Origin of the sequence: Arthrobacter sp. APC 3897 (genome assembly GCF_030407495.1) — a bacterium.
In the GTDB taxonomy this organism is placed as follows: Bacteria; Actinomycetota; Actinomycetes; order Actinomycetales; family Micrococcaceae; genus Arthrobacter_B.
Map to the genome: position 1 here is coordinate 57,319 of NZ_JASDDG010000011.1, position 20,660 is coordinate 77,978.

General features: G+C 65.2%; 20 protein-coding genes, 1 tRNA gene and 1 pseudogene. 5 read left to right on the forward strand and 17 right to left on the reverse strand.

The genetic code is table 11. From position 1 onward, the window contains the following. Positions 1–54 precede the first annotated feature (54 nt). The 6 genes from QMA10_RS07180 to QMA10_RS07205 form a co-directional block, all read right to left on the reverse strand. Positions 55–642: a MerR family transcriptional regulator gene (locus tag QMA10_RS07180; RefSeq protein ID WP_290167148.1), complete on the reverse strand. Its 588-nt coding sequence runs from the start codon at positions 640–642 to the stop codon at positions 55–57. Between the two features lie 263 nt (positions 643–905). After that, positions 906–1,406, reverse strand: a complete 501-nt coding sequence (locus tag QMA10_RS07185) for a bifunctional nuclease family protein (protein WP_290167149.1) — start codon at positions 1,404–1,406, stop codon at positions 906–908. Between the two features lie 5 nt (positions 1,407–1,411). Beyond that, positions 1,412–2,182 carry a MerR family transcriptional regulator gene (locus tag QMA10_RS07190; protein WP_290167150.1) on the reverse strand — a complete coding sequence of 257 codons (771 nt, stop codon included), beginning with the start codon at positions 2,180–2,182 and terminating at the stop codon, positions 1,412–1,414. A gap of 66 nt (positions 2,183–2,248) precedes the next feature. After that, positions 2,249–2,716, reverse strand: coding sequence for an FHA domain-containing protein (locus QMA10_RS07195; protein WP_290167151.1), 468 nt, complete (start codon positions 2,714–2,716; stop codon positions 2,249–2,251). A gap of 276 nt (positions 2,717–2,992) precedes the next feature. Next, a complete protein-coding gene (locus QMA10_RS07200) occupies positions 2,993–4,015 on the reverse strand; it encodes a VOC family protein (RefSeq protein ID WP_290167152.1) in 1,023 nt (340 codons plus the stop codon). Positions 4,016–4,082: 67 nt separating this feature from the next. Next, on the reverse strand, positions 4,083–4,871 hold the full coding sequence (locus tag QMA10_RS07205; RefSeq protein WP_290167153.1) for an SDR family NAD(P)-dependent oxidoreductase: 789 nt from the start codon (positions 4,869–4,871) through the stop codon (positions 4,083–4,085). A gap of 97 nt (positions 4,872–4,968) precedes the next feature. Here QMA10_RS07205 and QMA10_RS07210 point away from each other — a divergent pair, with 97 nt between their 5' ends. Together QMA10_RS07210 and QMA10_RS07215 are read left to right on the forward strand one after the other, a co-directional pair. After that, the gene (locus QMA10_RS07210; protein ID WP_290167154.1) at positions 4,969–5,475 is read left to right on the forward strand and encodes a nuclear transport factor 2 family protein; all 507 of its coding nucleotides are present in this window, start codon (positions 4,969–4,971) and stop codon (positions 5,473–5,475) included. Beyond that, positions 5,472–6,641, forward strand: coding sequence for a 12-oxophytodienoate reductase (locus tag QMA10_RS07215; RefSeq protein ID WP_290167155.1), 1,170 nt, complete (start codon positions 5,472–5,474; stop codon positions 6,639–6,641). The genes QMA10_RS07210 and QMA10_RS07215 overlap by 4 nt, the downstream gene beginning before the upstream one ends. Before the next feature lie 89 nt (positions 6,642–6,730). Here QMA10_RS07215 and QMA10_RS07220 read toward each other — a convergent pair. Further along, positions 6,731–6,904 (reverse strand): annotated as a pseudogene (locus QMA10_RS07220) (FAD-dependent monooxygenase); the annotation flags it as partial. 117 nt (positions 6,905–7,021) lie between these two features. Next, a complete protein-coding gene (locus QMA10_RS07225) occupies positions 7,022–8,119 on the reverse strand; it encodes a PQQ-dependent sugar dehydrogenase (protein WP_290167156.1) in 1,098 nt (365 codons plus the stop codon). Between the two features lie 159 nt (positions 8,120–8,278). Here QMA10_RS07225 and QMA10_RS07230 point away from each other — a divergent pair, with 159 nt between their 5' ends. Then, on the forward strand, positions 8,279–8,800 hold the full coding sequence (locus tag QMA10_RS07230) for an alpha/beta fold hydrolase (protein WP_290167157.1): 522 nt from the start codon (positions 8,279–8,281) through the stop codon (positions 8,798–8,800). A gap of 104 nt (positions 8,801–8,904) precedes the next feature. Here the strand turns inward: QMA10_RS07230 and QMA10_RS07235 are convergent. The 9 genes from QMA10_RS07235 to QMA10_RS07275 all read right to left on the reverse strand — a co-directional run bounded on the left by QMA10_RS07235 (position 8,905) and on the right by QMA10_RS07275 (position 18,039). Then, positions 8,905–8,978, reverse strand: a tRNA-Pro gene (locus tag QMA10_RS07235). Positions 8,979–9,091: 113 nt separating this feature from the next. Further along, positions 9,092–10,645, reverse strand: a complete 1,554-nt coding sequence (gene der / locus QMA10_RS07240) for a ribosome biogenesis GTPase Der (RefSeq protein WP_290167158.1) — start codon at positions 10,643–10,645, stop codon at positions 9,092–9,094. Between the two features lie 200 nt (positions 10,646–10,845). Next, complete coding sequence (gene cmk / locus QMA10_RS07245; protein ID WP_290167159.1) at positions 10,846–11,547, reverse strand: (d)CMP kinase; 702 nt, start codon at positions 11,545–11,547, stop codon at positions 10,846–10,848. Next, a complete protein-coding gene (locus tag QMA10_RS07250) occupies positions 11,544–12,653 on the reverse strand; it encodes a prephenate dehydrogenase (protein ID WP_290167160.1) in 1,110 nt (369 codons plus the stop codon). The genes cmk and QMA10_RS07250 overlap by 4 nt, the downstream gene beginning before the upstream one ends. A gap of 3 nt (positions 12,654–12,656) precedes the next feature. Beyond that, on the reverse strand, positions 12,657–13,901 hold the full coding sequence (locus tag QMA10_RS07255) for a pseudouridine synthase (protein ID WP_290167161.1): 1,245 nt from the start codon (positions 13,899–13,901) through the stop codon (positions 12,657–12,659). A gap of 23 nt (positions 13,902–13,924) precedes the next feature. Beyond that, the gene (gene scpB / locus QMA10_RS07260) at positions 13,925–14,566 is read right to left on the reverse strand and encodes an SMC-Scp complex subunit ScpB (protein ID WP_290167162.1); all 642 of its coding nucleotides are present in this window, start codon (positions 14,564–14,566) and stop codon (positions 13,925–13,927) included. After that, on the reverse strand, positions 14,538–15,440 hold the full coding sequence (locus tag QMA10_RS07265; RefSeq protein WP_290167163.1) for a ScpA family protein: 903 nt from the start codon (positions 15,438–15,440) through the stop codon (positions 14,538–14,540). The genes scpB and QMA10_RS07265 overlap by 29 nt, the downstream gene beginning before the upstream one ends. Before the next feature lie 5 nt (positions 15,441–15,445). Continuing rightward, the gene (locus QMA10_RS07270; RefSeq protein ID WP_290167164.1) at positions 15,446–16,345 is read right to left on the reverse strand and encodes a ParA family protein; all 900 of its coding nucleotides are present in this window, start codon (positions 16,343–16,345) and stop codon (positions 15,446–15,448) included. Positions 16,346–16,665: 320 nt separating this feature from the next. After that, positions 16,666–18,039 (reverse strand): cation:dicarboxylase symporter family transporter, encoded by a 1,374-nt coding sequence (locus tag QMA10_RS07275; protein ID WP_290167165.1) that lies wholly within the window; start codon positions 18,037–18,039, stop codon positions 16,666–16,668. Between the two features lie 166 nt (positions 18,040–18,205). On the opposite strand from QMA10_RS07275, the gene QMA10_RS07280 reads away from it, so the two are divergent. Together QMA10_RS07280 and QMA10_RS07285 are read left to right on the forward strand one after the other, a co-directional pair. Beyond that, positions 18,206–19,963 carry an ATP-binding protein gene (locus QMA10_RS07280; RefSeq protein ID WP_290167166.1) on the forward strand — a complete coding sequence of 586 codons (1,758 nt, stop codon included), beginning with the start codon at positions 18,206–18,208 and terminating at the stop codon, positions 19,961–19,963. After that, the gene (locus tag QMA10_RS07285; RefSeq protein WP_290167167.1) at positions 19,953–20,642 is read left to right on the forward strand and encodes a response regulator; all 690 of its coding nucleotides are present in this window, start codon (positions 19,953–19,955) and stop codon (positions 20,640–20,642) included. The genes QMA10_RS07280 and QMA10_RS07285 overlap by 11 nt, the downstream gene beginning before the upstream one ends. Positions 20,643–20,660: the final 18 nt, after the last annotated feature.

Consider the following 20,660-nt stretch of genomic DNA (forward strand, 5'->3'; position numbering starts at 1 on the left):
GAATGAGTGTGGGAAGACTGTGCGGAACCCGCGATGCCGCGGCAGTCCTTCCTGCTAGCTGATCTTGCGGGCTGTCCGCCGCTGGCTCAGTTCATCTCCCGGAAAATCATGATCACTCACGTGCTCGCTCGGCAACTGTGCCAGGCTTCCCTCAACTTCGCGCCAGACGCGGCCAACGGCAATTCCAAAGACACCCTGTCCGCCCTGCACCAGGTCGATGACTTCGTCTGCCGAGGTGCACTCGTAGACGCTGGCGCCATCGCTCATCAGCGTAATCTGGGCCAGATCTTCCACACCGCGCTCACGCAGGTGTTCAACCGCTGTTCGAATCTGCTGAAGGGAAACGCCGGTGTCCAGCAGCCGTTTGACAACCTTGAGGACCAGAATGTCGCGGAATCCGTAGAGCCGCTGCGTTCCCGAACCCGCAGCGCCCCGCACGGCGGGTTCCACCAAGCCTGTACGTGCCCAGTAGTCGAGCTGGCGGTAGGTGATTCCGGCCGCTTTGCAGGCTGTCGGTCCGCGGTAGCCGGCGTCCTCATCGAGAACCGGCAGATCCTCAGTGAACAGCAAGCCCTGGGCTCCGGGAACCTTACCCGGCGCAGCGGCGTGGATGTGCTCGCCGGCAGTGCCTTTCGGACTCACTTGTGCCTCCTTGTAGCGGTTCCCGGTGGGGGTCCGCACGGGACACGGAGACGTCGGGAACGACCATCTTCAGTGTGCCCCGCTGAGCCTCTCAAGGGAAGGAGCTACGGATAGATCATGGAAATAAACCATGGGCTACAACGTGGGCTAACCCGGGAGCGGGGAGAGCGGAGATCCGTGCAGTGGGAACTCTATGCTTCGACGTTAGATCTGACCACGTCCAAGGTCAAAGATGCCCGCCCTTTTTCTCAGGGCGTGTCGGCTCAGCGCTCGAAGTCCTCGGGCTCAACGTCCGCCAGGAACTCGCGGAACTGGCGCAGTTCCTGCTCGGCGTTCTCCTGCTCCTCCTCCGCGGGATCCTCGTCCGTTGCCTCGGCGATCCGCACTCCGGCTTCGTCAAGAACCGCATCAGCGCACAGGATGGGACAGGCGGCCCGCAGGGCAACCGCTATGGCGTCGGATGCCCGGGAACTGACCGTAACTCCGTTGTCGAAAACAAGCTCGGCATAGAACACGGTGTCCTCGACGGAGACAAGCCGGACCTCACTGACGCTGCGCCCCAGGGCAACCACCACGGAGGCAAGCAGGTCATGGGTCATGGGCCGGGGAGGAACGATCCCCTGCTGCACGAAAGCTATGGCACTGGCCTCCGGGGCACCGATCCAAATGGGAAGGTGGCGCTCGCCGTTAATCTCCTTGAGCAGCACGAGGGGCTGATTGGACGGAAGTTCGATCCGCACGCCCACAACTTCGACTTCGCGCATGCTTTTCAGCTTTCCATTCGTGCGATGTGCCCGTTGACCAGGGCACTGTGCAGGTTAAGGCAAAGGTCACTGATTTCCCGGGCGGTCTCCGCTGCCCTGGCTTTGGAAGCAACATCGCGGCGGGATGCCAGCGGTGCCACCACGCTTTCGACCAGCCCCAGCTCACGGTCGGCGGCGGCCCGGAACGGACGCAGGTGCCGGGGCTCAATCCCGTGAGCCTGCAGCTTCGCGCCGGCACGGGCAACCTTCAAGGCGTGTTCGTCGTAGAGACCGTTCTCGGAGCTGCTGTCGGGAGCCGCAATGAGGCCGTAGTTGGCAAGGCTTTTCACCAGGTCAGCCGAGGCTCCTGATTCCCTGACCAGCTCGTCGAATGTCAGCCCGCGGGCAAGTGTCCGTGCGGAGAGTTCCCCGGCCAGCTGTTCGGAGACCGCGCGCGGGGTCAATGACATGCCGCCGGGCAGCGACTCGGGCCGTTCTCCCCGGTCGATGGCGTCCAGATAATCCTTGATGACCTTCAGCGGCAGGTACTGGTCGCGCTGAAGCGCCAAAACGAAACGCAGCCGCTCAACGTCGGCGGTGGTGTATTTCCGGTAACCGGCTGCCGTCCGCTGCGGCGTCACCAACCCCTTTTCCTCCAGAAAACGGATCTTGGATGCGCTGATGCCGGGGAAATCGGTGCTGAGTTCCCTCAGCACCTCCCCGATATTGAGCACACGGCCGCGCAGGCGCTCGTTCCCCGTGCCAAGGGTCCGCCTGATGGGCTGTGATGCTGACATACGTGGTACCTGTTCCCTCAAGTGTTCCCGTGGACATCCGGCCGGACACTTTCGTGCCGGCGTTTCCTACTGCTTGGCGGCTGTGGGCCGTGCGGCATAGAAGGTCAGCCGGAACTTGCCGATCTGGACCTCGTTGCCCGTGCGCAGCAGCAGAGAATCCACGCGGTCATTATTCACGTAGGTGCCGTTCAGGCTCATCGAGTCGACCACCCGGAATCCCTCGGGAGTCCGGCGGAACTCCACATGCTTGCGGGAAACCGTCACGTCATCAAGGAACACATCCGCATTGGGATGGCGTCCCGCAGTTGTTACATCCTGGTCCAACAGGAACCGAGCCCCGCTGTTGGGTCCTGAATGCGCGATCAGCAGTGCAGATCCTGCAGGCAGAGCGGCAACTGCAGCGCGCTCGTCTGTGCTGAGCTTGGGCTCGACAGTCGTATCGCTCTGCGGCGGCAGACTGATAGTCGTGGTGTCCTCGGCGCCCAGTTCACGCCGTTCTTCACCGTGGCCGGCGTTGTTGTCCTCGCGCGCCATGTTCCATCCTCCCCAAAAGATGCGGCCAACCAATCACTTCCTGGCTGGCCGCACAGTTCCTGCTGACAAAATCTTGCCGTACCGGCTGTCCTAGCCTACCTGCTGAACGGCCATCACGGCACTGACGTATTTCGGAGAACTCGGATCCAGCGCTTACCGGCCCCTTCCCGGACAGCCCCGGGCTGCGAAAGCACCCCTTCCCGCCTGTTGGCATCCGGAACAACAGGAACGGCGCCCGGGGCCGCCCTCGCATCGGACGGCACCCGGCTTTTCGGATTAGTCGTTGACGAGCGCCTTCAGATCCAGGCCCGCAACGGGCATGGTCTCCTGATACCTGGAGGTGTCGGCGTGGACGAGCGGGTTGTCCCCGTACCAGGTCATGCCGTAGGTCATATCCTTGGGTTCCCATACCAGCGGCTCATGGTCCGGATCAAAGAACGGGTAGCCGCCGGTGTAGAGCTCAATGCGGTAACCCGAACCCGGATCACGCACGTAGAGGTACATGGCCTGGCCGACGCCGTGCTTGCCCGGTCCCGCGTCAATCTGGATGCCCAGATCCCGCAGCTGGTCCACTGCGGTGAGGACGTCGTGCATGTTCTCAAGCGCGAAGGCGACATGGTGGAACTGGGCATCCTCTCCGGTCATGGACGAGCCGATGGCAATGTCGTGCAGTTTGGAATTCACTGACAGCCACGAGACATAGGGGACGTCCGGGTTGTCCGGCAGCATCATTGCCTCACGCCTCTTCATGCCCAGGGATTCACGGAGCCACCCTTCCGCCTGCGCCATGTTTTGCGTACTGGTCTGGATGTTAAGGTGGTCAATCCGCTGGACGCCGAGTCCCCTCCGGATTGAGCTGTTCCCGAAAAGCTTTGAACGCATCCCCTCCGGAGCCAGGGGGCGGTCGATGCCGTAATAGAGCTCCAGCGGATGCCCTCCGCCCGGCAGCAGGAGCCGGACGGCCTCACCGCGGCCGAGTTCCGCGCCGGCGCCCACGTGACGCACTTCGATGCCCTCTTCAACAAACTGGTCATGGAACAGTTCCACGTCCTGGGGCCGGTTGACCCGGAGGCTCATGGCATTGATCCGGGCTTCATTCTGCTGGGTCAGCACCAGAGAATGATGGATCCTTTCCTGGTATCCGCGCAGATAGGCAACGCCGTCATCCTCGGCGGTTACCTCCATGCCGAAGATGTCGCGGAAGAACCACAAAGACTTCTGCAGGTCCGGTGTGCCGATGTTGATGCCGCCCGCGTGGGCGATCGTGGGACCGGGATCATAGGTGGGGCGGGGTGCCATGCGTTTTCTCCTTATGGTGTTGTGGTTCCGGGCATCTCTTCTGGTTCAGGTTCGGACCCGCAGGCAATTAGGCCGCGGGTGAGCGGTAATGCGCGTTTGCGGCTTCGACAACTGGACCGCGGGGGTGGGCCGAGCGTTTCTCGGCGTCGTCACCGAAGCCGTCGGGGTACCAGCTGGGCCCGTCGCCGAGGTGGTTCAAAACCTCCCGGGCCACGGAAGCGGGATTGGACGCACGCACCCCGGGGGCATCAAACTGGTAGCCGAGACGCTCCATTGCGGGCGTGCGGGTCAGGCCCAGGCACAGCTCCAGAACATCTACGTTGTACGGGCGCATTTCCATCCACAGCGCCTCGGCAAAGTTGTGCACAAAGGCCTTCGCCGCAGAGTAGAAGCCAATTCCCGCGCCTCCGGCGAAGCCGCTGAGCGAACCGGTGAGCATGATGCCCCCGCGCTGACGCTCCTGCATGGGCAGGCCGAACCGGCGGACCAGGGCGGCAGTGACCGTGATATTCAGATCAATCACCCTCTGGGCGCGGTCCGCGTCGGAGGTCACAATCTCGCTGCCGTAGGTGTTGGCGCCGGCGTTGGATACCAGCAGGCCCACTTCGCGGTCTCCAAGCCGCTCGGCAATCGATTCGACGGCCCCTTCGGCCAGCAGATCCTGCTCAATGGCGAGCACTTCGACGTCGTACGACGCGCGGACGGATGCAGCCACCTCTGCGAGGGGGCCGGGTTTGCGCGCCACGATGGCCACATTGAGGCCACGCCCGGCCAGCTCGTGTGCCAGCGCGGCGCCCACGCCCTCCGATCCGCCGGCAATCAGAGCCCAGGGTCCGTACTTCTCGAAACCGCTCATTCCATATTCCTTTCGTTACCGGTCAAGCGCTTGTTTGCATCTCGAGCCACTGGTGATATTAGATACAAGCTAAAGGGAATTCGAAGGGGAATAACTGATGAGTCCACTGACCGGGATCGCCGCTCTTGAAGAGCGCATCCAACGCCTGGAAGACCACCGCGACATACTTGGCGTCCTCGCCGCTTATGGTCCCGCCGTCGACAGCGGCAGCGCCGACGCCGTGGCCGGCCTATGGACCGAGGACGGCAGCTACACCTACAGCCTTGGTGACGGGGAGGCAACACTGAGCGGCACTGAGGATTTCCTCGGCATGGTGCACGGGCCGTCGCACCAGAAGATCATTACGGAGGGCTCCAGCCATTTCCTGGGGATTCCGGACATTCGGGTCTCCGGCGACGCCGCCGTCGCCACCGGTTACTCCATGCTGGTGCGGCACCGGGACGGCGCCGATCCGGGCTATTACGTGGACAGGCTCTCCGCCAACCGCTGGGAGCTGACGCGCACCGGGCGGGGCTGGAAGGTCACCGCCCGCACCAACTCACTGCTGGACGGCCGCGCCGCTTCCCGCCACATGCTCGCCAACGCAGGGAGCGCAGCACTGTGAGCACACACCCCGGTTACACCGAGACTGAAGCCAACCCTGCCGCCGACCCGCTGTTCCGCGGGTTCAGCGTAAGGTCGCTGCACCTGCCCAACCGGATCGTCATGTCACCCATGACCCGCACCCACTCCCCCGGCGGCGTGCCCGGCGAGAACGTGGCCCGGTACTACCGGCGCCGGGCCGAAGGCGGCACAGGGCTGATCATCACCGAGGGCGTGGCCATCGACCATCCGGCATCGGTTGACCATGCCTCGGTGCCCAACATGTTCGCGGCGACGGCGCTGGACGGCTGGCGCTCCGTCGTCGACGGCGTGCATGAGGCCGGCGGACGCATCATCCCGCAGCTCTGGCACGTGGGACCCCTGTGGGGGGCGATGGGCGGAAGCCCGGATATCACCCCCATGCGGCCTTCCGGCCTGTGGGGCACACCGGGGATCACCACCTACTCCGATGAGTACGTGAGGGCAGCCGAACCGGTGACCCGCGCCATGACAACCGCTGACATCGAAAGCGTCATCAGCGCCTTTCGCGCCGCGGCCCGCAGCGCCGTCGACGCCGGTTTTGACGGCATCGCGCTGCACGGCGGGCACGGCTATCTCCTGGATGCCTTCCTCTGGGCGGACACCAATCGCCGCGACGACGAGTGGGGCGGGGACGCCGAACGCCGTGCAGCCTTCCCCGCTGCGGTGGTTCGGGCTATCAGGGAGGAGATCGGCGAGGAGCTGCCCATCTTCTTCCGCTTTTCCCAGCACAAGCAGCAGGACTTCGGCGCGCGGCTCGCCGACACCCCGGAAGAGCTCGGCGCCCTGCTCCGTCCGCTCGTTGCAGCCGGCGTCGATGTCCTTGACGCCAGTGCCCGCCGCTTCCAGGCTCCCGCGTTCGAGGGCAGCGACCTGAGCCTGGCAGGGTGGGCCAAGCAGCTCACCGGCGCCTCGGCCATGGCAGTGGGCAGTGTCGGGATCGGTTCGGCCATCAAGGACCGGCGCAGCAGCGGCAATCCGACCCTCGATAACCGGGAGGAGCTTCTGCGCCGCCTGGCGGATGACGAATTCGACCTCATCGCCATTGGGCGGCTGCACCTTGCCGACCCTGATCTGGTGCAGACCCTGCGCGCCGGACGGCCGCTGCCACAGTACGACTATGTGCTGCACGAGTCGGACCTGCTGTGACCGGCTAGGACGGGGAGCCGAACCACCGGGGCAGGCGGGTGAGGGTCCCGCTGGTCCTCCCCCGCCCGAACCGCATGTCCGGCACCGGCGGCAACGGAGTGCCGTTCAGACCGATATGTGGCCAGCAGCCCCTCAGGTTTCCATCCGTGCACTTCAGCGGCCAGTTTCCAGCCAAGGTTAAACGCGTCCTGAAGGCCGAGGTTCAACCCCTGCCCGCCGCGCGGCGGATGGACGTGCGCGGCGCCGCTGCGGAGGGCTTGACCAGAGCCATCACGCCCGGGCTCGGCCCCACGGGTGTCCGCACGGTCTGCATGCGCCCCCAGCGGATTGCCGACACGCTGGGTGCAGGTACGCTGGACAAAGTTGCCCGAAGCTGCCGGTCAGCCGGCAGTACTGAGACGAAGGATCCGGTCATCATCCGGCTCCGGGTTGCCCCGCCCGTCGGTGTTGTTCGTCAGCACCCACAGGCTCCCGTCCGGGGCTGCAACGACGTCGCGCAGCCGGCCGTACTCACCGCTCAGATACAGGGAAGATAAGCCTGTCTCCCGTAGGGGAACCTCCCGGAGGCTTTCCCCGCGCAGGTTGGCGATGTAAACGGAGTCGCCGACGACGGCGATGCCGCTGGGGCTGGCATCAGCAGGCTTCCACTGCTGAACCGGGTCAATGAAGCGTTCGGCGCCGGCGATGCCCTCGACGTCGGGCCAGCCGTAGTTGCCGCCGGGCGTGATCACATTAAGTTCGTCCCACGTGTTTTGACCGAATTCGCTGGCGTACATGGTTCCGTCCGCATCCCAGGCAATGCCCTGCGGATTGCGGTGACCGTAACTGTAGACCAGTGACCCGGGGAACGGATTGTCCTCCGGCACATCCCCCTCGGGCGTCATCCGTAGAATCTTTCCGGACAGGGATCCGGTGTCCTGGGCGCTGCCGCGGTTCCCGGCATCGCCGGTGGTGGCATACAGCAAGCCGTCGGGGCCGAACGCCAGGCGACCGCCGTTGTGAATGGAGCCGGCCTCGATGCCGCTCACAAGCGTTTCGGCACCGCCCAGCCCAAGGGAACCGCCGCTGCCCGTCAGCTGCCGCCGCTCGATGCGGTTTTCCGACCCGGCGGTGGCGTAGCTGTAGAGGTATCCGTCCTGCACGGCGATCCCGAGCAGGCCTCCCTCTCCCCCGCCTGCTGCGCCGTTTATGGTGCCGATCTCCCGGACGTTTCCCCCAGTGTCCACTTCAAGGATCCGGGCGGAGTCGCGTTCGCTGACCAGCGGGATGTCGCGGTGGAAGGTGATGGCCCATGGTGCTTCGAGTCCGGTGGCCACGGTCTGGGGTGAAGCAGTCCCGGCAGCCGGGGATTGCGGCGATGCCGGACCGGTGTCCCCGGTGCCGCTGCCGGTGGGTGAAGCGCTGCAGGCCGTGAACAGGGCCAGGCTCACGGCCCCGGCTACCGCAGCTCCGGCGGTCCGGCGTCGTTCTCGTTTCATGGCGGGTCCGCGTTTCCTCAGACAAGCTTTCCAGGGATGGGGGCGTTACCAAGGCTAAGGGGCCCGGCGGCATGAGGCGATACCGCTGCGAAGAATGAGGGGTTTCGAACAATCCGGTACACAGGCACCATTGATTTGGGGGCGCAGAAAGGAGAACTCATGAGAATCCTCTTTGTCCACGGTGCCGGAGGATGGCGGGATGACCAGCCGATGGCCTCAGATCTGCGCAGCCTCCCCGGAGCTGAGGTGCTGGCGCCCAGGTTTCCGGACGAAGACATGTCGGCCGCGGGGTGGCGCCGGGAGTTGGAGAGGCAGCTGCGAAATATCGGCCCGGAGCCCGTCATCGTCGCCCACTCCTTCGGTGCCTCCATGGTTTTGCTGCACTCTGCGGGTGGACCCGCGGAGCCGCTGCCCCGCGGGCTGGTCCTGCTGGCTATGCCATTCTGGGGTTCCGAAGGCTGGCAGGCAGAATACTCCCTGCCGGCAGACACTCAGCTGCCGGTGGATCTGCCGCTGTTCCTGCACCAGTGCGTGGACGACGACGTTGTACCGGCCGGCCACGTTGACCTCCACGCGTCCCGGCTTCCGCAGGCCGTCATCCGCCGCCATGAAAGCGGCGGACACCAGTTTCAGGGGCGGATGCCTGAAGTCCTCCAAGATGTCACCGCGCTGGGACACTGATCCCCATGGCATCAACCGCTCAGCCCCGGTCCGGTGCAGGTCGGGGCATGATCCGTTAAACGACAAAAGGCCCAACAGAACTTTCGTTCTGTCAGGCCCAGTTGTCGGGTTGACAGGATTTGAACCTGCGACCCCCTGACCCCCAGTCAGGTGCGCTACCAAGCTGCGCCACAACCCGTTCTTGACCGGTTCGTTTCCGGCCGAAGCAACTCGAATACTCTACCCCATGATGGGCAGTTTTCCCGAATCGGGAATCCCCGGACGCCGTAACAGCGTCCGGGGGCCGGATTGCTAGCGGTTCTTGCCGCGCTTTTCGCGTACGCGCATGTTGACCTCGATGGGGGTTCCCTCGAAGCCGAACGTCTCACGCAGGCGGCGCGTGATGAAGCGGCGGTAGCCCGGATCAAGGAATCCGGTGGTGAAGAGCACGAACTTCGGCGGACGCGAGGAAGCCTGCGTGCCGAAGAGGATACGGGGCTGCTTGCCTCCGCGCACGGGGTGCGGGTGGGCTGCCACAAGCTCGCCAAGGAAGGCGTTGAGCTTACCGGTGGGGATGCGCTTGTCCCAGCTCTCCAGGGCCTTGTCCAGGGCGGGAACAAGCTTGTCCTTGTGCCAGCCGGTCATGGCCGAGATGTTCACGTGCGGGGCCCACTCCACATGGGCGAGGTCGCGCTCGATCTCGATCTGCAGGTAGCGGCGGCGTTCGTCGTCGAGCAGGTCCCACTTGTTGAAGGCCAGCACCAGAGCGCGGCCGGACTCAATGGCCAGCTGCAGGATGCGGACGTCCTGCTCGCTAAGGACCTCGTCCACGGCCAGAAGCACTACGGCAACCTCGGCCTTTTCCAGCGCGGACTGGGTGCGCAGGGAGGCGTAGAAGTCCGCACCCTGTGCCATGTGCTGGCGGCGGCGGATGCCTGCGGTGTCCACGAAGCGCCAGGTGCGCCCGCCGAGTTCAATCAGCTCATCAACCGGGTCGCGGGTGGTGCCGGCGGTGTCATCGACAACCACGCGCTCGCTGCCGGCCAACTTGTTCAGCAGCGAGGACTTGCCCACGTTCGGGCGGCCGATCAGGGCGATGCGGCGGGGTCCGCCGGACTTGTCGAGTCCACCGTAGGCGGAGTACTCCGGCAGGACCTCCATCATGGCGTCCAGCATGTCCGCGGTGCCGCGGCCGTGCAGGGCCGAGACGGGGTGCGGTTCGCCGAAGCCAAGGCCCCACAGCTGCGCCGCGTCGGCTTCGTTCTGGATGTCGTCCACCTTGTTGGCGACAACAACGACGGGCTTTCCCTTGCCGCGCAGCATCCGCACCACGGCTTCGTCAGTGGCGGTGATGCCTACAGTGGCATCAACTACCAGCAGTACGGCGTCGGCGACGTCGACGGCAACCTCGGCCTGTCCGGCCACGCGGGCATGGATGCCGCGGGCATCGTGCTCCCAGCCGCCGGTGTCCACGAGGGTGAAGTTAACGCCGTTCCATGTCGCCGGGTAGGACACACGGTCGCGCGTCACGCCGGGGGTGTCTTCCACCACGGCTTCGCGGCGGCCCAGGATGCGGTTCACCAGCGTGGACTTGCCAACGTTCGGGCGGCCCACAATGGCGACGACGGGGTCCTGGCGCAGCGGGGCGTCTTCATCGTATTCTTCAAAGCCGCCGGCAAGCAGCGCGGCATCTTCTTCGTCAAGTTCGTAGTCGGACAGGCCGGCGCGCAGCGTTTCGGCACGCAGCTCGGTCTCGGCATCGTCCATGCTGGCCAGGCGTTCGTTTACCTGGTCCTCTCCGGCCGGAATGTATTCTTCCTGGCCAGTCTCGTCGCCGGCAGCGCCGGAGTATGAGGAGTTCGTCATTTTTGCTTTCTTTCCGTTGAGGTCTGCAGCACTGCAAGCAGGCCGTCTCCGGACGTTCAGCCCGGTAAGTTTGTGTGGGGTTCCGCGGGTGTTAACACCGCAGTTCCACCAGTCCATTGAAACACGCGCAGCACCGGCAGGGCACTTGGGCCCTGCCGGTGCACTGCAATCACGCTGCGGCCGGTGGTGTTATCCGGGTCCTAGTGGGTGCTGGCGTACACCACGTCCAGCACAGCCTGGACTGTCTCTTCGAAGTCCAGGTCCGAGGAATCGATGGTGACCACGCCGTCGGCCGCCTGCTGGAAATTGACCACCGCGGAATCCTTGGCGTCGCGGGTGATCACCTGTTCCTTCAGCTGTGCGGCGCTCTGCGTTCCGCCCAGCTGGACGCCGCGCCGGCGCAGGCGGGCCTCCTCGGAGGCGGTGAGCAGAATGCGTACTTCGGCACGCGGCGCGACGACGGTGGTAATGTCCCGGCCTTCGGCGACGATGCGCAGGCCCGAGTCCTTGATCAGCTGCTGCTGGCGGCGGACCAGTTCGGCGCGCGCACCCAGGGTGGTCGCCACCGCGCTGACCGAGGAGGAGACGATCGGTTCGCGGATGGCGTCAGTGACGTCACGGCCGCTGACGCGGACAAACTCGGCATCCGGGGACGTGCTGAGCTCAATGTCGGCGGCACGGGCTGCGGCTTCCACTGCCACGGCGTCCTCGAGGTCAATCCCGGCCTCCATGCAGTACAGCGTCACGGCGCGGTACATGGCACCGGTGTCCAGGTAGGCGGCGCGGAGCCGGCGGGCGGCTTCACGGCTGATGCTTGATTTTCCTGAACCGGACGGGCCGTCAATGGCCACGACAAGGGGTTTTCCAAGCCGGAACTCGGCCGGATTACGTTCTACAGTCACTGCACTACCTTCCACCCGCGGGCGCTTAATTCATGTACCAGGCTGTGTACCCGGCTGGGCAGGACAGAGATCTCCGCACGGCCCACCTGCTGGCCGGAGGAATGCTCCAGCCGCAGATCTTCCAGGTTCACACCAATCTCGCCGATCTCCGTCAGCAGCCGCGCAATCTGCCCCGGCGTGTCATCCACCAGCACGGTGAAGGACACGAAGGACTGCGGCGGCGCACCGTGCTTGCCCGGAATCCGGGCCTGTCCGGTGTTGCCTTCCGAGATCAGCTGCGCCATGTCCAGGCGGGCGCCGTCGGCCACCGGGTTTTCCAGCGTGGAGATAAGCCGGTTCAGATCCTCCCGCACACCGTAGAGGATTTCCACCAGGCGCGGAGCGTTTCCGGAGAGGATCTGCACCCAGAGCTTGGGATCACTGGCAGCAATCCGGGTCACGTCCCGCAGGCCGTTCCCCGCCAGTGCCATGGCCTGGGCCGGCGTGTCCTGCAGCCGGCTGGCCACCAGCGAGGACATAACCTGCGGCAGGTGGGAAATGAGAGCCACGGACTGGTCATGATCCTCGGCAGTCATCCGCGACACCACGGCACCAAGATCGATGGCCAGCGCCTCGGCACACTTGACTGCCTGCGGAGTGCTTTCCTCAGACGCGCAGATGACCCACGGCATGGAGGTGAACAGCTCCCCCAGCGCGGCAACCGGACCGGACTTTTCCCGGCCGGCCATAGGATGGGTGCCCACGTAGCGGCTCAGGTCCGCACCGGCGGCGCGCAGATCCGCCAGCACCGCACCCTTGACGCTGGCAATGTCGACGACGACGGCGTCGGGCCAGTCCTTCAGCGCCTGCCCGGCAAGCGCTGCGGTGACGTCCGGCGGTGCCGCCACCACCACCAGTTCGGGGGCGAAGCCTTCTTCCACTGTCTCCAGCAGCCGGCCCGCGCCGATGTCCCGCGCCACGGCGGCGGTCGACGGCGATATGTCGGACAGCGCAACGTCGATGCCCTGTCCGCGCAGCCCCAGCCCAATGCTGGTGCCAAGCAGGCCTGTTCCGATCACCAGGACGGGACCGGACAGGTGCGTGGCTGCTCCCTGTGCCGCGCCCACGCCCTAGAGGCCTACGGAGGCGAGCAGGTGGCCAACTTCCGTGCGGCCGAGCACCCGAATGCTGCCCTGGCGCTGATCGCCCACGCGGATCGGTCCCACCTGGGTGCGCACGAGACGCTCCACGGGGTGGCCGACGGCCTCGAACATGCGTCGCACAATGCGGTTGCGGCCCGAATGCAGGACAACTTCAACCAGGAGGTGGCCCGGGGTGGAGTCAACCAGCTTGAAGGAGTCCACCTGGGCGAAACCGTCCTCGAGGTCCAGGCCTTCGCGCATCTGCGCGCCGACGCCGTGGGCCATGGGACCGCGGACCTGCACCAGGTAGGTCTTGGGCACTTCGTAGGACGGGTGCGTGAGCCGGTTGGCGAGTTCGCCGTCATTCGTCAGCAGCAGCAGGCCCTCGGTGTTGGTGTCCAGGCGGCCCACATGGAACAGGCGTTCATGCTTGTTGGTGCTCTTGAGGAAGTCGCTGATGCACGGGCGGCCCTCGGGGTCATCCATGGTGCAGACCACGCCGCTGGGCTTGTTGAAGACGTAGTACTTCAGGTGTTCATCCAACTGCAGGCGCATGCCGTCCACGTGGATGGCAACCTGGGAGGGGTCAACGCGGACGCCCACTTCGGTGACAACCTCGCCGTCGACCTCCACGCGGCCTTCACGGATCATGTCTTCGCAGACACGGCGCGAGGCAACGCCGGCCTGGGCCATGACCTTCTGCAGGCGGACGCCCTCGGGATCGTGGTGGTCGGAGATGACCGGCTTGGCCGGGCGGCGGGTGGCTGTGCGCTTGACGACACCGAGGTTCTGTCCGAAACGCTCGTTGCGGAAAGCACGGTCACCGTTCTTGCGCTGGCCTGCCTGGGGACCGCCGGTGCGCGAAGCGCCGCCCTTGGTACCATACGGCTTGGCCGATTTGGGCGCACCGGCCTTGTAGCCTTCGGGCTTGAACTGGCCGGCGCCGGGCTTGGATGCGCCGGAGCCCTTGGAAGCGCCTGAACCCTTGCCGTCGAAGGCACGTGAGGCTGCTGAGCGGAACTTTTCGGGACGGCTCTCGGCGGACTCCTCGCGGGGGCGGTAGCCGTTGGCGCGGAATTCGCCGGCGCTCATACCGGGGTCGCGCTTGGCGGCGGCACGGCCGCCGGTGCGGGAACCGGCAGGCTTGGAGCCCTTGCCGAAGGATTTGCCGCCGGCAGCTCCGCCGCCGCGCGGGTTGTTACGGCCTGATCCGGAGCGGGGTGCCTGTGTCATAAAAAGTCCTTCGGGTGTAGCGGTTAGTAAGTAGTGTCTTCAAATTCAGCCAGGTTTTCCAGCCCGGGCAGGTGCGGCGCAAGCCGCGGAAGTTCGTCGAGGCTGCCCAGTCCCAGCCGTTCCAGGAAGTACGGCGTGGTCCGGTACATCATTGAGCCGGTCTCGGGTTCCGCTCCGGCATCATCGATGAGTCCGCGCTGGATTAGGGTCCGTACAACGGAGTCCACATTGACACCCCGGATGGCAGATACCCGCGCCCTGGAGACAGGTTGCCGGTAGGCAATCACTGCCAGGGTTTCCAGTGCAGCCTGAGTCAGACGAGCACTCTGGCCGCCCAGGACAAACTTCGAGACCACGGGTGCAAACTCGGCGCGGGAGTAGATCCGCCAGCCGCCGGCCACATCCCGCAGTTCAAAACCTCGCATTGAAGGAAAACTACGTACTGTGCCACCGGGTCCTCCCCCAGTATAGCCGTCATACTCGCGCTGCAGTTCCGTGAGGGTGTCCTGCACCTGCGGCACCGGGACCTCCAGCACCTCGGCGAGCTCGGCGGGGGTAACGGGTTCGTCGACCACCATCAGGACCGCTTCCACGGCCGCGCGGAGGTCGGTGTGTTCCGGGGAAGGGCCGCCGGAGTCAGGCTGCGCCACGGGGTCCTGCGGCATGTTCCTCCAAAGAGTGGGCGTGGTGGGAGTCGATATTCGCGAGGGAGCTGCCGGTATTCCGGGCCGCCGGACAGGCTCCGGGTGCCGCACACCAGCTGATCAGCAGTTCACCCAGCGGATCCGTCTGATCGAAGGAAACGGCGCCGTCCCGGAACAGTTCCAACAGCGCCAGGAACCGGGCCACGGCCACCGAACTGCCGGCGTCGTCCACCAGCGCAGCAAAGGACAGCCGGCCCTCCGTCTTGAGCCGGCGGGCAATAATGGCCGCCTGCTCGCGCACGCTGACCTTGGGGGCGTGCAGATGGGCCAGCCCCACCGTGGCGGGTTTCGCTGCCTGCGGGGCCAGGGCCCTGGCCGCCATGGCGGCGAAGTCCTGCGGGCCGGTCCGCCAGATCAGTTCCGGCAGCATGGCCGCAAACCGGGGTTCAAGTCCGGTACGGCGCGGGAAACGCTCTGCTTCGTCCTGCAGCCGGGCATCGAGGATACCGGCGATCTGCTTGAAGGCGCGGTACTGCAGAAGCCGGGCGAACAGCAGGTCCCGGGCCTCGAGCAGAGCCACGTCTTCGGCATCCTCAACGTCTCCGGCCGGCAGCAGGCGGGCTGCCTTCAGATCCAGCAGGGTGGCGGCAATCACCAGGAACTCGCTCGCTTCGTCCAGGGCCCAGGCCTGTTCCGCGTCGCCAAGAGCCTTGATGTAACCAATGAAGTCATCAGTGACATCGGCGAGGGCCACCTCGGTGATGTCCAGCTCCCGCTTGGAGATGAGGCTTAGGAGAACATCGAAGGGTCCGGTGAAGTTCTCCAGCCGGACCCGGAATCCGCGGACCGGCGGGGATTCAGTGTCCTTAGCCGCGGACTCCGCAGAGCCTGTCACCGCAGTTACGGGGCGCCGCCGCGGGAAATCAGTTCCTTGGCGAGGCGGCGGTAGGAGTCAGCACCGGGGTGGTTGCCTGCGTAGCTGGTGATCGGCTCGGCGGCCACGGTGGCGTCGGCAAACTTGATGGTCCGCTTGATGACCGTCTCGAAGACCTTGTCGCCGAAGGCTTCCACCAGACGGGAGATAACTTCGCGGCTATGGAGGGTCCGTGCGTCATACATGGTGGCCAGGACACCGTCGATCTGGAGTCCGGGGTTCAGCCGGTCCTGCACCTTCTCGATGGTTTCCACGAGCAGTGCCACGGCACGCAACGCGAAGAATTCGCAGATCAGCGGGATGATGACGCCGTGGGCGGCGGTCAGCGCATTGACCGTCAGCAGGCCCAGGGAAGGCTGGCAGTCGATGAGGATGACGTCATAGTCGTCCGCCACCCTGCGCAGTGCCCGTTCCAGGACCTGCTCGCGGGCCACTTCGTTAACCAGCTGCACTTCGGCGGCAGAGAGGTCGATGTTGGCCGGCAGCAGGTCGATGTTCTCGATGCCGGTCTGGTGGATGGCTGCGCGGATGTCCGCCTTGCGGTCCATCAGCACGTTGTAGACGGTGAGGTCCAGTTCATGCGGGTTGGTGCCGAGCCCGGCGGACAGGGCACCCTGCGGATCGAAGTCAACCAGCAGGACCTTGCGTCCGGCTTCAGCCAGCGCGGCGCCGAGGTTGATGGTGGACGTGGTCTTGCCTACGCCGCCCTTCTGATTCACCATGGCGATAATCCGTGCGGGTCCATGGGAGGTGAGCACCGGAGGTTCAGGGAATTCCGTCAGCGGGCGTCCTGTCGGCCCCATCACGGACTCGGCTGCGTCCTGTGTTGCGTCCTGCAGAGTTGTTGAACTCTGATCGCTGCTCACGTAATAATCCACGCTTCCGTCTCTAGCTGTCCTGCGGGCTGTCCCTGTCAAGATTACAGCGGTGCCGCACCTATACCGCTAATCGACGTGACGGAACGCCGCGAGCCTTGACTCTCAACTAGAGGTAGAACGTTGATCCGCGCCGCCGTTTGCGGGGCGAGTTCCGGCTCCGGGTTGTGGAACTTACGTGCAGATGGGGGCAGGACGAGGCAGGCACCCCACGCAGGGAACCGCCCGGCAGAGACGCCCGAGGGCGCTCCCGCTGTTGCGGAAGCGCCCTCGGTGCTGCAGTGCGGCGCGGGATAAACCCGGCGTAACCCTTAGCGGACTGCCGTGGTTTCCAGAACGGGTTCCGGAACCTGCGGCTCCGAGTGCCCGTCATCCATCGTGGATTCATCGAACGGGCGTTCGCGGTTCAGCACCGCGTTGACCTGCTCCTTGTCGATTTCCTTGGTCCAGGTACCGATCAGGACGGTGGCGACGGCGTTGCCGGTGAAGTTGGTCAGCGCGCGTGCTTCGGACATGAAACGGTCGATGCCGACAATCAGGCCAACACCCTCCACCAGGTCCGGGCGGTGCGACTGCAGTCCGCCGGCCAGTGTGGCCAGGCCGGCGCCGGTGACGCCGGCGGCGCCCTTGGACGCAATGATCATGAAGACCAGCAGGGAGATCTGCTCACCGAGTTCCAGCGGCATATTCATGGCCGAGGCCACGAACAGCGCGGACATCGTGAGGTAGATGGCGGTGCCGTCCAGGTTGAACGAGTACCCGGTGGGCACGGTAACGCCCACCACCGGCTTGGAAATGCCCAGGTGCTCCATCTTGGCGATCAGGCGCGGCAGGGCAACCTCGGAAGACGAGGTGGAGAAGATGAGCAGGTATTCACGGCCCAGGTAGCGCATCAGCTTGAAGATATTCACGCCGGTGCACAGCTTCAGCACGCTGCCAAGGATGACGGCGATGAACAGGGCACAGGTGATGTAGAAGGCAATCATCAGGACGGCCATGCTCTTGATTGCCTCGACGCCGGTTTCGCCGACGACGGCGGCAATGGCACCGAAGGCGCCGATCGGTGCCAGCCACATGATCATGCCCAGGATGCGGAATACCAGCTTCTGGATCTGGCCGATAAGAGTGAGGATCGGAGCTCCGGCGGAGCCCATCTTCTGCAGGGCGAACCCGACCAGCAGGGCCACAAACAGCGTCTGCAGGATGCTCTCGCCCGTCAGGGATGCAAGCAGCGTGGTGGGAATGATGCTGAGCAGGAACCCGGTCATGCCTTCGGCGTCCTCGGCGACCTTCGGCGCACTCTCGGCGCCGGCGGCAATGTTCAAGCCCTCGCCCGGGTGGATCAGGTTACCGACAACCAGGCCGATGGCCAGGGCGAAGGTGGACATGAGGATGAAGTAGCCCAGGGCCAGTCCGCCGACCTTGCCGACGGTTGCTGCTTTGGCGATCGAGCCGATGCCAAGGACAATTGTGCAGAAGATGACCGGCGCGATCATCATCTTGATCAGGCCAATGAAGGCGGTGCCAATGGGCTTCAGGCCTTTGGCGAATTCCGGCTGAACCAGGCCAAGAGTGGCGCCGAGCACCACCGCGAGAATTACTGCGATGTAAAGCAAGTGTGTTTTGTCCTTTTTGCGCGGACTCTTCGGTGAGTCTGCGCCGCGGGCAATGGTGGCAGATGCCATTTGTGCTGCTCCTAGGCTGGTTTTGCTGATGTGTCCCCGGCGGCACCGAGACTGCGGCCCTCCGCCAGTGCGGAGCCGTACGGGATTCGCCGGAACATAAGTCCTTCATAACCATGGTCACCCGGTGCTGTGATGACTGTCACGATTGTGGTCATACTGTTCTCAAGTGTTTGAACAAAAGGAAAATGAAGTGCGGAAATGGAGTTTGGCCAGCCGGCTGCTTATGGGGCAGCTGGTTTTCCTCATCTGCCTGTCCCTCGGACTCTCGCTGGCGCTCTACCTCCAGGCCGAACGGAACAGCTATGATGAGACCGCCGAACGGATGCTTTCAGTCGCGGAAACCGTTGCCGCGGATCCTTTTGTGCTCGAATCGACCGCCGCTGCGGATCCGAGCGCTGCCCTGCAGCCGTTCGCCAAGGCCGTCATGGATGCCGCGCACATCGATTTCCTGACCATCATGGCTCCCGACCGGACACGTTTCACGCACCGCAGCGAGGATGAGATCGGAAAGGCCTACATCGGTACCGTGGACCGGGCGCTGGCAGGGCAGTCCTTCACGGAAACCTATTCCGGCACCCTTGGCCCCTCGGTCCGGGCCATCGTCCCGGTTTTTGGGCCGGACGGCGGGGTCACCGCGCTAGTTGCCGCCGGCATCACCGTGGACCGGGTGGCCATCGCCCGCAATGCGGACCTGCCCGTGGTGTTTCTTACCTCCCTGGGGGCACTGGCCTGCGGGGCTCTGGCCTCCTACGTGCTCAGCCGCTATCTGCGGCGCACCACCCGTGACCACCGTCCCGACGAGCTCCTGGGCATGTTCACGTTCTATGACTCCGCCCTGCATTCGCTGCGCGAAGGCCTGCTGCTGCTGAACAATGACGGCGAGCTTGTCCTGTACAACGATCGGGCGGCGGCCCTGCTGGGCCTGCCGCCCGGCGGCAGCGGACAGCCCAGGGATTCCCGTTCCCTGGGACTGCCCGGCCCGCTGGCCGATCTGCTGCATGGCGGCAGGAGTGCCAAGGACGAGTTCCACTTTGCAGGCGACCGCATCCTGGTGGTGAACCAGTCTCCCGCCGTCGCTCCGCCGGTGCGTGACGGCATCCCAGGGCTTAGGCCCGGCGGCCGCGGCGGCAGGCGAAGCGTCCGGGCACCCAAGCGCTTCGGCACAGTCACCACTTTGCGCGACCACACCGATATCGAAGCCCTGACCGGAGAACTGCAGTCCATGCACACCCTGACCGACGCACTTCAGGCCCAGGCACACGAACACGCCAACCGGCTGCACACGCTGGTGTCGCTGATTGAGCTGGACCGGCACGGCGATGCACTGGAATTCGCCACCCGTGACTTGGCGCTGTCACAGAAACTGGCCGACGACGTCGTGGCCGCGGTGGGTGATCCCGCCCTGGCCGCGCTGCTCACCGCCAAGTCGGCGCAGGCCCGCGAGCGCGCCATCCGCCTGGACATAGATCTGGAACATGCCGGCTCCGCTGTCCCGCTGGAAGTGGATCCCGGAGAGCTGGTGACCATTGTCGGCAATCTGGTGGATAACGCCTTCGACGCCGTCGCGAACGTCCCGGAGCCTGAGGTGACGGCACGGTTTGCGGTTTGGGAGGACGGGGAGGGGACGACTGTTTTCGAGATCGTCGTGGAGGACAACGGCCCGGGCATTCCGGAGGTAAACACCGAGCAGATCTTCCACCAGGGGTTCAGCACCAAGGATCCCAAGGCACTGCTTCCCCCCGGGACGGCGGGAAGCATGCGGGGCATTGGATTACCCCTGGTCCGCCAGGCAGTGCTGCGCCTGGGCGGATCGCTGTGCCTTGATCCGGGCGGACAACCCGGCTGCGGTGCCCGCTTCACCGTTCTGGTTCCCCGGCCCGCCGCACGCCCGCTGGCTCCCCAAGGTGCCCCCGGTGAATACTGAGCAGGACATCAGCGTGCTCGTGGTGGAAGACGAAGGCATTGTCGCTGAGGCCCATGCCGAGTACGTGCGCCGCTGCCCCGGATTCACGCTGGCCGGCGTGGTGCATACCGGTACGGACGCCATCACCTTTCTCAACGCCTCCGCCGCCGACCTGGTTCTGCTGGACATGAACCTGCCGGACCTCCATGGGCTCGATGTGCTGCGGCGGATCCGGGGCGCCGGTGTCCCCTCGGATGTCATTGCCATCACCGCAGTGCGGGATCTCGCCGTCGTCCGCAGCGCCATGTCCGCGGGGATTGCACAGTATCTGATCAAGCCGTTCACCTATTCGGCGTTCAGCGGCAAGCTCGCCGCCTACCGTGAGTACCATCTGAATCTGGCCGGCCAGGGATCCTCCGCAACCCAGTCGGAGGTGGACAGGGCCCTGGCAGCACTGCGCCCCAACGTTCCGGCGGCGCTGCCCAAGGGCCTGTCCCCCGATACGCTGAAGACTGTTTCGGAGCTGCTCAAGGCGGCCGATGCACCGATGTCCGCCAGCGAGGTCTCGGCGGCCCTGGCCATGTCCCGGATTACCGTCCGGCGGTATCTGGAGCATCTGGACGATCAGCGGGCCGTGCTGCGGACTCCCCGCTACGGAACGCGTGGACGGCCGGAACTGGAGTACAGCTGGCGGCGGTGACTGAGGGTCCCCGCCCGG